Origin of the sequence: Henriciella aquimarina, assembly GCF_002088975.1 — a bacterium.
Classification (GTDB): domain Bacteria; phylum Pseudomonadota; class Alphaproteobacteria; order Caulobacterales; family Hyphomonadaceae; genus Henriciella; species Henriciella aquimarina.
The window spans coordinates 67,830-83,980 of record NZ_NCST01000103.1; the positions used below are offsets into that span (position 1 = coordinate 67,830).

A 16,151-nucleotide genomic window follows, 5' to 3' on the forward strand; every position below is an offset into this window, starting at 1 on the left:
GTCTCGTCTCAAGTGCATCCTTTGCAATCCTTGCCGGCCTGGCGCCGGCAATGGCACAGGAAGCGACCACCACGCCCCAGCCCGCCGCGAGCGATGAGGCACCCGCCAGCGAGGCGGACCAGAACATGCGTCTGCAATCGATTCAGGTGACGGCTCAGCGCCGTGAAGAATCGATCAACGACGTCGGCATGAACATCCAGGCGTTCGGCGAAGACCAGCTGAAGGATCTGCGCGTCAAAGGCGTCGACGACCTGCAATCGGTCGTGCCGAGCTTCTCGGTCTCGCAGTCCTATCAGGGCGTGCCGACCTATACACTGCGCGGCATCGGCTTCAACACGATCAACCTCTCGGCCACCTCAACGGTCGGGACGTATGTCGACGAAGTCGCTTATCCGTACCCGATCATGAATTCCGGCCCGGTCTTCGATGTCGAACGCATCGAGGTGCTGAAAGGCCCGCAGGGTACGCTGTTCGGCCGCAACACGACGGCCGGCCTGATCAACGTTGTGACCAATAAGCCCTCCGAAGAGTTTGAAGGCTTTGCCGCGATTGATGTCGGCAATTACGAAACCATCAACTATGAGGGCATGATCAATGTGCCCTTCAGCGACATGCTCCAGGGGCGCCTGGCGGCTCGCTACGAGACCAGTGACGAAGGCTGGCAGGAATCGATCTCGCGCGGCGAAGACCGCGGCAAGATCGACAAGCTCGGCTATCGCGGCGCTCTTGCTTTCCAGCCGACCAGCAACCTGAACATCGATTTCTCGATCAATGGCTGGGTCAACAAGTCCGACACGGTTGGCGGGCAGGGCATCGCCTTCACACCGGCGACCGATCCGGCGAACGGCAACACGTTCAACGAGCCAGGTCTGGCCGCCTTCCTCGCCAACAATCAGCCCGACAGCGCCAAGGATGCCGACTGGGCCCCGCGCTCGGCGCGCGAAACCGATATCGGTATCGGCGACGGTGTCGATGGTCCGCTTGAGGAGGATACCACCTTCATAGGCTACAAGCTCGGTGTGGATTATCAGTTCAGCGACAATATGCGGATCGTATCGCTGACGGGCTACAATGACCTCGATCGCGAGGCCAATCTCGACTGGTCTGGCGTGCCTTACCAGATCCTGATCCAGGACGTAGATGGCGAGATCACTTCCTTCAGCGAGGAAATCCGCCTGGAAGGCTCGACCGACAAGGTCGATTGGCTCATCGGCGGCTATTACGGTAAGGATGAAATCACCGATTCGAACCGGACGCTGCTGCGCGACAACTCCAACAGCAACCAGGTCAGCACGGTAGCGGCTGGTCTTGCCACCGCGCCGGTTCCAACCGTCGCGGCCATTCTCGGGGTAGATCCCTCGCTTCTGCCGCCTGCGCAGATCGCGCAGATCAATGCGCTGGTCGCTGGCGTGAATGTCGATCCGGAAACCGGTCAGCCCTATGCGATCACGGACATCCTCAATTCCTTCCAGACCTATCAGGACATTGGCGAGTTCGAGACCGAGACGGTCAGTATCTTCGCGAATGCCAACTGGCAGCTGACAGACGAGTTCGAGCTGATCACGGGCATCCGCTACACCGAAGACAGCCAGGACTATGTCGGCTGTTCGCGTGATGTGGACGGCTCGATGCAGCCGAACGTCAACATCTTCAACCGCGTCTTCTATTCGCTGACCTACGGTGTCGCACCGCCGGCTCCGCTGGAGGAGAACCAGTGCAACACCTACAGCGAAACAGATAATGCCTTCGGCAACGTCACCTCCGACCTCAAGGAAGACAATGTTTCCTGGCGGGTCGTCGGTAACTATACGCCGCAGGAGAACGTGCTGCTCTTCGCGTCAGTGTCGCGTGGCTTCAAGTCCGCTTCGACCCCGGTCAATGCGGCCTCCAAGGCCGAACAGAACGCCCCGGCCACGCAGGAAAAACTGACAGCCTACGAAGTGGGTGTGAAAGCCGGCCTCCTGAACCAGACGCTGCAGACCAATGCGTCCCTGTTCTACTATGACTACACCGACAAACAGGTCTCGACCTTCTTCCCGGACGACATCTACACCGCGCTTGCGCGCCTGCAGAATGCGCCGTCGGGTGAAGCCTACGGTCTCGACGCGGAAGTCACCTGGTTGCTGACGGATTATCTTACGGCTGTCGGCGGTCTTACCCTGCTGCACACCGAGTTTGGCAGCTTCCCGACGACCGACTTTGCCGGTGACCCGACCAATATCGAAGGCGATCCGTTCTTCTACAGCCCTGAGCGCACGATGAGCCTCAGCCTGCTCTATGACGACACGCTGACCGATACACTCGGCCTGCGCGCAGCGCTTTCGGCTCGCTGGCAGAGCGACTCGACGGCTGGCGACCCGGACAACCCGCTGTACGATATTCCGTCCTATGGCGTCCTGAACGGGACCATCGGTGTCTACGGCCTCAACGATAACTGGGAAGTCAGCCTGTGGGGCAAGAACCTGCTGGACGAATATTACTGGCAGCAGGTTACGTCGAACGCGAACGTTATTCTGCGCTTCGCCGGACGTCCGCGCACCTTCGGCGCTTCGCTGAGCTATCGCTTCTAGGAGCTCTCCTAGCACGAACTCCCGTGTCTCCTCCCGGGTCGTGCTCTTGGCGCCGGATCCCGCTTCTCCAAAAAGTGGATCCGGCGTCCCTTTCAGATCATGTCAGAAACCCCGCCACGGCGGGGTTTCTTTTTGTCTGGTCATGGCTGGCAGGCAAAAGGCCATTATTACGAAAAATTTATGCAAGCCGGAATTGAAAGCGACCCCGTTTTCAGCCAAATGCTTGCCTCGTTAGCAGTCGATGGAGTCGAGTGCCAAAAACCGGTTCCGGCGGTTGCTGACACCCCTGTTTCAACAAAACCCAATCTGGATTTCAGGAGGCATCAGCCATGTCATTCCGTCCGCTCCACGACCGCGTTCTCGTGCGTCGCATCGAAGAGAGTGAAAAGACCGCGGGTGGCATCATCATCCCCGACACCGCCAAGGAAAAGCCGCAGGAAGGCGAAGTCGTCGCTGTCGGCTCCGGTGCACGCGGCGATGACAATGCGATCATCCCGCTCGAAGTGAAAGCCGGCGACCGCGTGCTGTTCGGCAAGTGGTCCGGCACCGAAGTGAAGATCGATGGCGAGGAGCTGCTCATCATGAAAGAGAGCGACATTCTCGGCATCATCGAAGCCCAGGCCGCCGCAAAGAAAGCGGCCTGACCGTCCGTTCCAACCGTTTCTTTTCAAGGAAAAAGAAGAAATGTCTGCAAAGCAGGTTGTTTTCAGTACCGATGCCCGTGAGCGGATGCTGCGTGGCGTCGACATTCTCGCCAATGCCGTGAAGGTGACGCTCGGGCCCAAGGGCCGCAACGTCGTCATCGAGAAGTCCTTCGGCGCGCCGCGCACCACGAAGGACGGTGTCACCGTCGCCAAGGAAATCGAGCTTGAAGACAAGTTCGAGAATATGGGCGCCAAGATGCTGCGCGAAGTGGCTTCGAAGGCGAACGATGTGGCTGGCGATGGGACCACGACGGCCACGGTTCTTGGTCAGTCTATCGTGCGCGAAGGCATGAAGCGCGTGGCCGCGGGCATGAACCCGATGGATCTCAAGCGCGGCATCGACAAGGCCGTTCAGGATGTCGTTGAGCATCTCGGGACAGATGCCAAGAAGGTCTCTGCCAATTCCGAGATCGCCCAGGTCGGTACCATCTCTGCCAATGGCGATACCGAGATTGGCGACATGATCGCGAAAGCCATGGAAAAGGTCGGCAATGAAGGCGTGATCACGGTCGAGGAAGCGAAATCGCTTGAGACCGAACTCGACGTCGTCGAGGGCATGCAGTTCGATCGTGGTTACCTGTCGCCGTACTTCGTGACCAATGCCGACAAGATGACGGTCGAGCTGGATGATCCCTACATCCTGCTGCACGAGAAGAAACTCTCTTCCCTGCAGAGCCTGCTTCCCGTCCTTGAAGCCGTTGTCCAGAGCCAGCGTCCGCTTCTGATCATCGCTGAAGACGTCGATGGCGAAGCGCTTGCCACGCTGGTCGTCAACAAGCTGCGCGGCGGCCTCAAGGTCGCGGCTGTGAAGGCGCCTGGCTTCGGTGACCGCCGCAAGGCCATGCTTCAGGACATCGCCGTCCTGACCGGTGGCCAGGTCATCTCTGAAGATCTTGGCATCAAGCTGGAAAATGTCTCGCTCGACATGCTCGGCACCTCGAAGCGCGTCTCGATTGCCAAGGATGATACGACCATCGTCGACGGCGCCGGCACCAAGGCCGACATCGAAGCCCGCGTCTCGCAGATCAAGAAGCAGATCGAGGACACCAGCTCCGACTATGACAAGGAGAAGCTCCAGGAGCGCCTTGCCAAGCTCGCCGGCGGTGTTGCCGTGATCAAGGTCGGCGGCGCCACCGAGATTGAGGTGAAGGAACGCAAGGACCGCGTCGATGACGCGCTCAACGCGACCCGCGCCGCTGTCGAGGAAGGCATTCTGCCGGGCGGTGGTGTGGCGCTGCTGCGCGCCTCCCGTGCGATCAAGGCCAAGGGCGCCAATGCCGACGAGCAGGCCGGTATCGACATCGTTCGCCGCGCCCTCGAAGCGCCGATCCGCCAGATCGCCGAGAATGCCGGCATGGAAGGGTCGGTTGTCGTCGCCAATGTGCTGGCCAAGTCCGACCGCGGCTATGGCTTCAATGCCCGAACCGAAGTCTATGAGGACCTCGTGAGCGGTGGCGTGATCGACCCGGCCAAGGTTGTCCGCTCTGCCATCCAGAACGCTGCTTCGGTGGCTGGCCTTCTGATCACGACCGAAGCCGGTATCGCGGAACTGCCGAAGAAGGCCGGGGCGGGCATGCCCGCCGGCGGTATGCCGGACATGGACTTCTAGGCGTCCCCATATCCCTGAACAGAAAAGGGCGGCTCCCGAGGGGCCGCCCTTTTTCATGATAATTTGCATCCTAGGGGTTTCTACGGATGCACTGCCTCTTCGGCTCAAGGCAGGGTGGATGATGCTGACGTCCGGTAGCTCACTTCATTCTTGATGTCTGCCGACGCTTGCCGGTTTCGCACCAGCCGGCATTCAGCACCCCGGCGGTTTGGTGGGTTGAGGGGCCCGCCAGACTGTTCTGGCGCCGCTCGGAATACACTTTCCGGGCGGCGCATTTTTTATCTAGTCTTATCTAGCGGCCTTTCCAGACGGGCGCGCGCTTTTCCAGGAAGGCGCGCGGGCCTTCCTTGGCATCCTCGCTTGCGAATACCACGGCCGAGGCTTCGTTCGATGCGGTCCAGAGGTCTTCCTCCGTGCCGTCATAGGCCTGGCGGGCAACCTCAAGGCTCTTGCGGACCGCGAGCGGCGCATTCACGCCGATCTGGCGCGCGAGCTCATGCGCTTCGCCGAGCACCTCGTCGGCGGGCACCATGCGGTTGACCAGGCCAAGCTGGTACATCCGCTCAGCCGGCATCGGGTCCCCCGTCGCGACAATCTCCAGCGCGACATTGCGGGGAAGGGCGCGAGGCAGACGGAAGACCCCGCCAGCTCCGGCGAAGATGCCGCGCTTCACTTCCGGCAGGCCAAAGCGGGAATTGTCGGCGGCCACGATCATGTCGCAGGCCAGTGGCAGTTCGCAGCCCCCGGCAAGTGCATTGCCGCGTACGGCCGCGATCCACGGCTTGGTACGTGGATATTTTACGAAGCCGGCAAAGCCACCTTCCTTGGTCGAGAGGGCCCGGGCATTGCCCTTCGAAATTTCCGACAGATCGGCTCCGGCGCAGAAGGTCGAGTCCAGCGATGAGGCCAGGATACAGGCGCGCACATCGTCATCGCGTTCGGTCTCTTCACAGATCCAGCCAAGGGCGGAGGCGACAGCGCCATTGACGGCATTGCGCTTGTCGGGGCGGTTGAGCGTGACGACCGCGATATGATCCTTCACCTCATAGAGCACTTCATTGCCAACGCTTTCAGGTTTGTCCGACATGGAGCTTCTCCTTATCCTCTGATGCCTGTCAGAGAGCATGCAGGGTTGGGCTGGACAAGTGTCACGTTGGGGCAGGACCGAGGACACGTTGAAAGGGGGCTGGACGGAGAAGGCCATGCGGGATTGTCCTTATGGATGTGGGGCGTAACCTCTCTCAGGAAGGGGCATGAGCAATATGGCTGAGACAGGCCTCATCATCGAGACGCTGGAACGGGCCGGCACCCTCTGTCCGGATCCCGGACCGCGAATCTATAAGCGACTGTTCGAGTTACGCCCGGAATTCGCGGACCTGTTCGTGATGGATGCGGGCGGCGAGGTTCGCGCAACGATGCTGGAGACCAGCCTGACTTGTCTCATCGGGATTGCCGAGGGCGACGAAACCCAGGCCATGCAACTGGCTGCCAACCGAAGCCATCACGAAGGCTATGGCATCGCAGAAGACGAGTTCGACATCATGTTTACCGCCATGCGGGACGTCTTCCGCGATCTGCTGGGAGTGGCCTGGACAGAGGCACATGAAGAGGCGTGGCACGCGCTTTTGGGCGAGGCCGCAGAAGTCCGTCACAGCTAAGCTGCGCGCGCCTCGGATTTCGATCCGTTAACCCGTGGAACGCTGTCAGGGCCATCGTGTTGGTGGGGCATAAGAGGAAGCCTTCGGGAGAGGTGCCGGGCGTCTAGAAGAAGGCTCGCCGGCGTCGCGGCCATGTCAGGATCGTCCTGAGCCCGAACCCCTCAAAGGGCGAGCCGGAATGGAGGTTAGCCATGCAAATCCGTGACATCATGCATCGTGATTGCAGCTTCATCGGGTCCGACGAAAGTCTGCAGCTTGCGGCGACCAAGATGGAGCGCGAAGGTATCGGGGCGCTTCCCGTTGCCGATAATGACAAGCTGGTCGGGATGATTACCGACCGGGACATCGTCACGCGCGCCGTGGCCACCAACAGGGATGTCCGTCATACGAAGGTGCGCGAGCTGATGAGCGACCGTGTGCTGTATTGCTACGATGATGAGGACATTGAGAAGGTCGCTGAGAACATGGCCGAGCAGGAAGTCCGCCGATTGCCGGTGATGAACCGGGCGAAAGAGCTTCAGGGCATGGTTTCGCTTGGCGATATCGCGGCCAAGGCGTCCGGTAATGCCGCCGGCGAGTCGCTGAAGCGGATTGCCGAAGCGGCCTGATCAGGAAGCGATGCGCGCGCCAGCGGTGTCTGGCTGGCTTGCCGGCACTGGATAGCGCTGGCGCCTGATGGGGCGGCCGGGATCCTCTGGCTGCTCGGCGCAGACCACGCGGTCGCGTCCGCGCGTCTTGGCGGCATAAAGCGCCGCATCCGCCATGGGATAAGCGTCCTCGAACAGGGTCCGTGCGCCGAGTTCGGCAACGCCGAAGCTGGCGGTAATGTTGGCGTGATCGGGCAGCTGCGCAAGGCTGAGGTCTGCCAGTGTCCGTTTCAGGCGTATGGCCAGTTGACGCGCGCCCAGCATGTCGGTGCCGGGCAGGAGGAGGCAGAATTCTTCCCCGCCCATCCGGCCAGCCAGGTCGCTCGACCGGGTCTGGCGCATCAGAAAGGTGCCGAAGGCGCTGATGACGGCATCGCCGGCGGCATGGCCGTATTCGTCATTGATCAGCTTGAAGTGGTCGATGTCGATCAGGATGAGGCTGGCGGCGATGTCACCGGAGCGGTTTGCGCAATACTGACGCGCGGCTTCTTCAAAGGCGCGTCTCGTCTTCAGGCCGGTGAGGAAGTCGCGTTCGGCATCTTCGCGCAGGGCGTTCAGGCGCTGCATGACGCAGACGGCGATCAGGCTGCCGCCCATCGCTAGCAGGGACAGGGTGGAGATAACATTCATCGTGCCCCAATAGACTGTCTGGAAAAAAGTCTCCGGGGTGATCATCGAGCGGATGATGTTGTAGGGCGCCAAGGTCATTGCGTTGAGGGTGCAGAGCAATAAGGCTGCATAGGTGGTCGCACCGGTCCAGTTGCGCTTCCAGATGCCCCAGAGCGAGAATGCGCTGACGACAAACATGCAGCCCTGCAGCGTGTTAATCCAGAGAATGCGCTGGCTGAGTTCGGCGGGCGAAGCCTGTATGATGGTCGCGCCGACAACGCTGCTTGTGCCGATCGCTGCCAATATCAAAACGGGCATTTTTTTCGAAAAGGCGCGGTGGATACCGTCGAGCAGCAGGTAAAGGCCAGCTGCATAGAATGTATTATGAGTGATCGCATTGGCGAGCGTGTCCTTGGCCAACACGAAATGGTTCAAGGTGAAGCCAATAGCGCCAAAAGCGAAGGCGACTGCGAAAGCCAGCGTCGCCTTGTCCTGGCGGTTATAGTACCAGAAACACAGGAAGATTGCGCACATGCTTCCTGCAACTGCCGGTACGGTCAGCCCGATGGTCGCTGCCTGATCCAAAGGCTCTGCCCCTGTCCTCATTCCTACAGTCAAGCATGTATCAGCTATACGAGAATGAATGCTTAAAGCGTGTTTGGAAATTCGTGAGACCCGTCGGTTTTCAAGGAAAATCCGCCGTTTTCGTCCTCTGCAGTCATGGCAGCGTGTGATGCCGCTAATGCTCAGGCAGAAGTGGCCCTCCTGAGAGGTAGGCGGCGGCCAAGTTCGTAAATATATGTCACGATAAACAGGTACAGGGCCGTTTCCTGGGCTTCGGATTCTCGCGGCACCAGATCGACCATGCCAAAACTCTTGCGGGCTTCCTCGGCCAGGATCCAGAAGATCACGGTCGCGGCGCTGGACATGCAGACGGGGCCGGGCAGAAACACACCAAAGCGCTGGCGGACGTCTGACAGCTTTTCCATGTGACGGATGGCAGGCGCCAATATCAGGGTGAAAAGGGCGGCCAATTGAACAAGCGCTCGGGGTTTGTGGTTCAGCCAGGCGCTCGTATTGTGAAGATTGGTTTCGTCCTGGACATTGATGGCCGACCAGCCTTCTCCGGTCGACCAGCCAAAAAAATGCTGGCCCCAGCTGGCCTCTTCTCCAGCAATATAGACACAGCCCAGGGCAAATATGATCAGCCACGGCTTCATGAGCGGGATATGACCGGTCTGGCGTGTCCCGCGATAGAAGATCGCCAGCCCGGCGCCGATGAGCGGAATGATGACCTGGGACATTTCGACCGGCGGCCAGCCTTCCTCGAACAGCCAGGCGCTGAGTTCCGGGGCTGTGAAATGGATCAGGATAACGACCAGGCTGAACGCAATCGGAAGCGCTGCGAGCGCCAGGAAGCATGGACGTGAAATGGGCGTGTCTGGGAGAGGGCGATCTGCCATACTCTAAATCTCCGATTTAAGTCTCCCAGACTTCGATCGGCGATATGGGGCGTGACGGATTTATGACAATATGCGATTTATTCACGAATGCGCGAAACCTGTGGATAAGAGACGGGTCCTGAGGCTGTTGCGATAACAACAGGATGCGCGTGGGGCGAAGTGTTGTGCGGCCGGATAGAGACGGTGGGCATGCCACAAGCTTCTCCCGGCTCACGCTCTGGGGAGTGCAAGTTTCGGTTGAATGCTTGTTTTTAGCTTGCGCAGCCGATGCAGCGTGTGGCGGCCGGGTCGGTTTTGAGCCGGCCGGGCGCGATCGGTTCGGCACATTCGGTACAGTAGCCGAACTCGCCGTCTTCAAGACGCTGGAGGGCTGCTTCGAGGGCCCGGACACGCTGCTGACGCCGGGCCTCGGCCGCTTTCGACATCGCCTGGACCTGGAGCGAATCGATGCGCGAGACACGCCCGATGCTCTGCTGGTCGAGTTCGACCGGTTTGCGGTCACCTTCCGACCGCTCGCGCAAAGCTTTCAGTTCGTTCAGCTCCTCGCGAATGAGGGGCTCAAACATGAGGGCAAGCTCTTCATCGGTCATGGGCGCCATTGGACCAGACTGTACCCACGGCGCCAAGTCAGGATCCTGTCGCGGCAGGGCTGAAAAGGGCAACAGACTTTGCGTCTTTGAGAATTTTGCGAATATTTGCAAATTTTGCGTGATCTGTCGTGCGCTAAAAATGGCTTTTCATTACCACTTAAAGGCACAATGAGCGAGCTTTATCGCAATCATGGCGGAAAAGTGAAGATTTTGGTTTGCAATCTTTGCGCATTTTTGCGATACGCTGTCAGCGACGAGATAAAAGCTCGCATTGTCAGGGAGGAAAATATGGCAATCACGGAGTCCATCCGGGGCAGGCTGCTTGCAGGCGCTGCGACTGGGGCCATGCTGATGTTCGCTGCGCCCGCGCAAGCGCAAGAGACTGACACCGAAACAACCGCGCAAACGCCCGCCACCGTCGATGAAGAGACTGGCCAGGAAGATGGCACGGCGCGCCTCGATGTGGTGACCGTGTCGGGTATTCGCGGCTCGATCCGAAATTCCCTGAATGTCAAAAAGAACGAGACCTCCATCGTCGAGGCGATTTCCGCGGAAGACATCGGCAAGCTGCCGGATCTGTCCATTGCCGACTCGCTGGCACGTTTGCCGGGTGTCACTGCGCAGCGTGTGCGCGGCCGTTCTCAGCAGATCTCCATCCGTGGCCTTGGTCCGGACTTCTCGCTGGCGCTTCTGAATGGCCGCGAGGTCGTTTCCGCCGGCAACAATCGCGGCGTCGAGTTCGACCAGTTCCCCTCCGAACTCATCGCCCAGGGCGTGGTCTACAAGTCGCCGGATGCGACACTCGCCGCGACCGGCATTGCCGGGGCGGTCGATCTGCGCACGGTGCGCCCGCTCGATTATTCGAACCGTCAGTTCAACCTGTCCGGCAAATATGTGCTTAACGACAACGGCCAACTCAATCCCGATTTCGACGATGACGGCTATCGCTATTTCGCTTCCTATATCGATCAGAACGAGGCCGGCACGATTGGCTGGTCGCTGGGCGCCACCATCCAGTCCAACCCGACGCAATTCTATTCGCGCGAACTGAAGACCAATCAGGGGCAGACCTCCTCGACCGAGCCGGGCGGTGGAACGATCTATCCATCGGACAATCCGCGCACCGGCGTTTCCTCGCGTGAGTTCGAGCGCACATCGGTTGCCGGCACGCTGCAATTCGAGCCGAGCGGCCGCTGGCAGACGGTGGTCGATGGTTTCTATACGGATACGGAAGACTCCGGCATCTTCCGCGGTGTCGAAACGCCGATTGCCTCGTGGAGCGGGACGAGTGCGGATGTCACGCCGGGCAATGGCGCTTTCGCCGACTCGGCCACCTACGCGCCGGTCAATCCGATCCTGCGCACCGATACCGAGGGCAGCCAGGCGGAGATCCTCGCGCTCGGCATCAACTCCACCTACGCCGTGACCGAGCGTCTGAGCATCACGGGCGATGTCAGCTATTCGAGCCTCGACCGCTCCGACGTCGACTACGAGTCCTATGCAGGCACCGGCTTTGCCGGCTCCGGCCCGACCGACACGCTGCGCTTCACCTTCCCGGACAATGGCGAGTACAGTATTGGCCACGATCTTGACTATACCGATCCGGGCACGGTGGTGCTGACCGATCCGGGCGGCTGGGGACAGGTCGGCTTCCTGCGTGAGACCGACATCGAGGACGAGCTTTCCCAGATCCGTCTGGAGGCGGAATATGCCCTCGATGTGCCCTTCATTTCAGGCCTGACGGGCGGGGTGCTCAAGACTGACCGCGAGAAGACGTTCAACGACAACCCCTTCTATCTGCGCGAGTCCGAAGCCTTCACCGATGGTGAGGTGACGATCCCCGATGGCTCCGTCATCGGCCAGACCGATAGCGGCGATATCGGCCTCGACATCATTGCCTACAATCCGGGGCCTCTGCTGAGCGACGGCACCTATTTCGTGCAGGATTGCGAAGAGGTCGCCGGCTGTGTTGAAACCGAATGGGTCGTCGAGGAAGACGTCACGACCTGGTACGGCATGGCGACCATCGACAGCGAGATTGGCGACATGCCCCTGCGCGGCAATGTCGGCTTCCAATATGTCGACACGACGCAGACTTCGACTGGCACGCTCGCCGGTAGCGGGACCCAGACCATCGAGGAAGACTATACGAACTTCCTGCCGAGCCTGAACCTGTCGCTTGAGGTGATGCCGGATACGCTGGTCCGTTTTGCCGCGGCGAAGACGCTGACGCGCGCCCGGCTCGACCAGCTCGCGGCGAACCAGAGTTTCAACCGCAACACACTGGTCTGCCCGGACGGCAATGGCGATGGCGTGCCCGATGCGGTGGTCGATGCCGATCCGCCGGAGCGGACCTGTTCGACCCTGGAGGGCGGCAACCCCTTCCTGCGGCCCTACAAGTCGACCCAGTTCGACATCGCTTTCGAGAAGTATTTCGGTGAGGCCAGTGCCCTGTCGGTCGCTTTCTTCCGCAAAGAGTTCGACGACTGGGTGCTCGACCGCTCTGTCATCGTCGACGGTACCCAATATTATGAGGCGAGCGGGCTTGGCGATTTCGCGGCAAATAATCCCGAGGTCGTGCCGACGCGTCTTAGCGGGCCGGTCAACTTTGCGGATGGCTCGATGGAAGGCTATGAGCTGACCGCGCGGATCAGCCTGGATGATGTGGTCGAGATGCCCCCGGCGCTGGAAGGTTTCGGTTTCGGCGCATCCTACACCTTTACCGAGAATGGGTTGGAGGACGAGACCGGCAATGAGATCACCATTCCGGGGCAGTCGGACATCGTCTGGTCGGGGGATGTCTATTACGAGAACCATGGCTGGCAGGCGAAGTTGAGCGCGCGTCGCCGCTCCGGCTTCCTCTCGGAAATCCTGCAGTTCGACGGCACGCTGAGCGGCGCGCGGGCGATGGACGAAACCATTCTCGACGCCCAGATCGGTTATGAGTGGGGTAGCGGTCCGCTGGAAGGCTTTGCGGTCAATCTCGAAGTCTACAACATCACCGACGAGCCGTTCCGCACCGAGAACCAGCTCTTCTATGATCCGGCCGTTGCCGGCGGGCCTGATGTTCCGACATCGGAGTATTTTGTCAGCCGTCACGAGCTTTACGGCACGACCTATAACTTCACGATCTCAAAATCCTTCTAGGATCCTCAATTACCTCCCGGATCGTGAGTGGCCCGCCCCGACCAGGGCGGGCCTTTTTTCTTGGGCTGGCAGAGCTAAGCTTTGCGGTCAGTATGAACAGGACAAGGGCATGGCGCGGCCGCAGATCGAAAAGGTGGTAATTGCCGGTGGCGGCACGGCGGGCTGGATCACGGCGGCTGCCCTGCGCAAGCTGCTGCCCGCCCATCTCGACATCACGCTGATCGAGTCCGAGCAGATTGGTACGGTCGGGGTGGGGGAAGCGACCATCCCGCAGATCCGCCGATTGAACGCCATTCTCGGCCTCGACGAGGATGCCTTTGTCCGGGACACCCGGGCGAGCTTCAAGCTCGGCATCGAATTCTCCGACTGGGGGCATATCGGCGAGCGCTATCTCCACACTTTCGGCGATCCGGGCATCAACCTTTCCAGTCTGCAGTTTCATCATTACTGGCTGCGCGCGCGGGCCGAAGGCAGCGCCGCCAGCCTGTGGGACTATTCCCTGCATCATCGTGTCGCCTATGCGAACAAGTTCGGGCGGATGGAACGGGTCGGTAATACGCCGATGACGGGGCTTGCCTATGCCTTTCATTTCGATGCCACGCTCTATGCCGCCTGCCTGAGACGCCATGCCGAGGCCGCTGGCGTGAGGCGTGTCGAAGGGCGGATCACCGGCACCGATCTGAACGGCGAAACGGGTTTTATCGAGGCGGTGCAGCTGGAAAACGGTGAGCGTGTCGCGGGCGAACTCTTCATCGATTGTTCCGGTTTTCGCGGCCTGTTGATCGAGGGCGCGCTCGGTGTCGGCTATCGTGACTGGTCCCACTGGCTGCCCTGCAACCGGGCGCTGGCCGTGCCCTCCGAACAGACCGAGCCGCTTTTGCCCTACACCAGGGCGATGGCGCGCGAGGCCGGTTGGCAGTGGCGCATTCCACTGCAGCACCGCACCGGCAATGGCCACGTCTTCTGCGACGCGTTTATGGACGAGACGCGCGCGGCAGACCTGTTGCTCGCCAATCTCGACGGCCGACCGCTCGCCGACCCGAAGCCCTTGCGCTTCACGACCGGGCGGCGCGAGCGGTTCTGGGCGAAGAATTGTGTTTCCATCGGGCTATCGAGTGGTTTTCTGGAGCCGCTTGAATCGACCTCGATTCATCTCATCCAGTCGAATGTCTCGCGTCTCGTCGAGCTTTTCCCGACTCGCGATTTCGAAGCTGCCAATATCGAGGAGTATAATCGCCGGGTCGGCCACGAATATGAGCTGATCCGCGATTTCCTGATCCTGCATTATCACCGCACCGACCGCGATGACTCCGAGTTCTGGCGCTATTGCGCGACTATGGATGTGCCGGACAGCCTGAAGGCGAAAATGGCTCTCTTCGAGGGCGGCGGGCACCTGTTCAAGGATCCGGAAGACCTTTTCCGCGAGTCGAGCTGGGTGCAGGTCATGGTGGGGCAGGGGCTGATGCCGAAAGGCTATCACGCCATGGCAGACCGTCTGTCATCGGAGCAATTAGCGCGTTTCCTCTCCGACGTGCAGGCGATCATCGCCAAGGCCGAAGCCCAGCTGCCGGGGCACACCGACTTCCTGCGTTCTCACTGCAAGGCTGATTTGCAATAGCGCTCGATATAGGCGCGATGGTCCGGCATGGCGGCGACGGCGTCTGTCATCGCCGCGCGGACCTGTGCCATGCGCTCTTCGACCGGGACTTGGGGGCGAAGGCCCGAGAGCGCCGGGGCGCGCTCCGGGACAATGCCCTGGCCGAGATAGACCGCGATCCAGCTCGGATTGGCGAAAAGTTCGCGCTCATCGGACACGATCATGCCGTGGCGGCGGAAATGCTCGATCTTGTAGGCGAGCCGGTCGGGTATCTCCATCTCCGCACAATGGCGCCAGAAGCCGTCGCCACGCCGCTCGGTTGCCTTGTAGTGCAGGATGAGAAAGTCCCGAATGCGCTCATATTCGGCCATAGTCAGCGCATTGTATTCTTCCGCCAGAAGCGGCGACATTTGCCTGTCCGGGAAGAGGGCGAGAAGGCGCATGATGCCATACTGGATGAGATGCAGGCTGGTCGATTCAAGTGGCTCCATGAAGCCGGCCGACAGGCCGATGGCAACGACATTCCGGTTCCAGAATTTCCGCCGGCGCCCCGTCTGAAAGCGCAGATGGCGCGGGTCGGCCAGTGGCTTGCCCTCGATCGAGCGCAGAAGCTCGGCTTCCGCATCGTCTGCTGAAAGATGGTCGGCACAATAGACATAGCCGTTGCCGACGCGGTGCTGCAGCGGGATGCGCCATTGCCAGCCCGCTGTCTTCGCTGTCGATTGTGTATAGGGCAGGAGCGATCCACTGCCCGTGCAGGCGACGGCAACGGCGCGGTTGCAGGGCAGCCAGTGCGACCAGTCCTCGAAGCCTGTCTTCAGTGTCTTCTCGATGAGCAGGCCGAGGAAGCCCGTGCAGTCGATGAAGAGGTCCCCCTCGAAGGTTCGCCCGTCTTCCAATGTTACTGATCGAACGAACCCGCTTTCGCTGTCCTGATACACGTCCACCACGCGACCTTCGGTGCGGACGACGCCGCGCTGTTCGGCATGGCCACGCAGAAAACGGGCATAGAGGGTAGCATCAAAGTGATAGGCATAATCGAAGGTCGACTGGATGAGACGTTTGTCCCGCGCCGGATGCTCGAACTTTCCGGCTTTCGCCGCCGCCCAGGCCATCGTGTAGTCATCAACGGTGGTTTCGCGTCCGGCGATCAGTTCCCGGATGAGGTATTGGTAGAAGGGCACCTCGTCGAACTCGGCGCCATACTGGCCGAAGGGGTGGGAGTAGGTGTGCCCCTCCCGGGTCCAGTTCCTGAACTCAATGCCGAGCTTGAACGTGCCGCTGGTCTCGCGAAGGAAGGTGGCCTCGTCGATGCCGAGGCGGGCATTGAAGTATTTCACGGGCGGAATGGTGGCTTCGCCAACGCCGATCGTGCCGATCGCCTCGGACTCGATCAGCGTGATCCGGCAGGCGCCCTGCGTGGCATTGGCAAGCGCAGCCGCCGTCATCCAGCCGGCCGAGCCGCCGCCGACAATGACCACATCGCGCACAGGATCCCCTGTCATGACGGGTCTCCTGCAGTTGCTGCGGTGCAATGTCGCAGCTTTCCTGATATGA

12 protein-coding genes are annotated in these 16,151 nt (G+C 60.6%); 7 read left to right on the forward strand and 5 right to left on the reverse strand.

Annotation, left to right across the window (positions count from 1 at the left end):
* Positions 1–50 precede the first annotated feature (50 nt).
* From B8784_RS15855 to groL, 3 genes are all read left to right on the forward strand, one after another.
* Positions 51–2,570: a TonB-dependent receptor gene (locus B8784_RS15855; protein ID WP_233356191.1), complete on the forward strand. Its 2,520-nt coding sequence runs from the start codon at positions 51–53 to the stop codon at positions 2,568–2,570.
* A 329-nt stretch (positions 2,571–2,899) separates the two neighbouring features.
* A complete protein-coding gene (gene groES, locus B8784_RS15860; protein WP_084398883.1) occupies positions 2,900–3,214 on the forward strand; it encodes a co-chaperone GroES in 315 nt (104 codons plus the stop codon).
* A gap of 40 nt (positions 3,215–3,254) precedes the next feature.
* A complete protein-coding gene (gene groL, locus B8784_RS15865) occupies positions 3,255–4,883 on the forward strand; it encodes a chaperonin GroEL (protein WP_084398884.1) in 1,629 nt (542 codons plus the stop codon).
* A 292-nt stretch (positions 4,884–5,175) separates the two neighbouring features.
* Here the strand turns inward: groL and B8784_RS15870 are convergent, their stop codons facing one another.
* On the reverse strand, positions 5,176–5,970 hold the full coding sequence (locus tag B8784_RS15870) for an enoyl-CoA hydratase-related protein (protein WP_084398885.1): 795 nt from the start codon (positions 5,968–5,970) through the stop codon (positions 5,176–5,178).
* A 166-nt stretch (positions 5,971–6,136) separates the two neighbouring features.
* Here B8784_RS15870 and B8784_RS15875 point away from each other — a divergent pair, with 166 nt between their 5' ends.
* Positions 6,137–6,541 (forward strand): globin, encoded by a 405-nt coding sequence (locus tag B8784_RS15875; protein WP_199288590.1) that lies wholly within the window; start codon positions 6,137–6,139, stop codon positions 6,539–6,541.
* A 191-nt stretch (positions 6,542–6,732) separates the two neighbouring features.
* Positions 6,733–7,149 carry a CBS domain-containing protein gene (locus B8784_RS15880; protein ID WP_084398886.1) on the forward strand — a complete coding sequence of 139 codons (417 nt, stop codon included), beginning with the start codon at positions 6,733–6,735 and terminating at the stop codon, positions 7,147–7,149.
* On the opposite strand, the gene B8784_RS21670 is transcribed toward B8784_RS15880, so the two are convergent.
* From B8784_RS21670 to B8784_RS15890, 3 genes are all read right to left on the reverse strand, one after another.
* Complete coding sequence (locus B8784_RS21670; RefSeq protein ID WP_158085708.1) at positions 7,150–8,331, reverse strand: GGDEF domain-containing protein; 1,182 nt, start codon at positions 8,329–8,331, stop codon at positions 7,150–7,152. It lies immediately after the preceding gene.
* Positions 8,332–8,543: 212 nt separating this feature from the next.
* Positions 8,544–9,260, reverse strand: a complete 717-nt coding sequence (locus B8784_RS21675; RefSeq protein WP_158085709.1) for a hypothetical protein — start codon at positions 9,258–9,260, stop codon at positions 8,544–8,546.
* A gap of 251 nt (positions 9,261–9,511) precedes the next feature.
* A complete protein-coding gene (locus B8784_RS15890) occupies positions 9,512–9,826 on the reverse strand; it encodes a TraR/DksA family transcriptional regulator (protein WP_233356192.1) in 315 nt (104 codons plus the stop codon).
* 312 nt (positions 9,827–10,138) lie between these two features.
* Here B8784_RS15890 and B8784_RS15895 point away from each other — a divergent pair, with 312 nt between their 5' ends.
* Together B8784_RS15895 and B8784_RS15900 are read left to right on the forward strand one after the other, a co-directional pair.
* Entirely contained in the window at positions 10,139–12,997 is a 2,859-nt protein-coding gene (locus tag B8784_RS15895) for a TonB-dependent receptor (protein ID WP_084398888.1), read from the forward strand.
* A gap of 109 nt (positions 12,998–13,106) precedes the next feature.
* Positions 13,107–14,615, forward strand: coding sequence for a tryptophan halogenase family protein (locus B8784_RS15900; protein WP_084398889.1), 1,509 nt, complete (start codon positions 13,107–13,109; stop codon positions 14,613–14,615).
* Here the strand turns inward: B8784_RS15900 and B8784_RS15905 are convergent.
* Positions 14,591–16,099: a tryptophan halogenase family protein gene (locus B8784_RS15905; RefSeq protein ID WP_084398890.1), complete on the reverse strand. Its 1,509-nt coding sequence runs from the start codon at positions 16,097–16,099 to the stop codon at positions 14,591–14,593. The two genes, B8784_RS15900 and B8784_RS15905, sit on opposite strands and share 25 nt — an antisense overlap.
* Positions 16,100–16,151 lie beyond the last annotated feature (52 nt).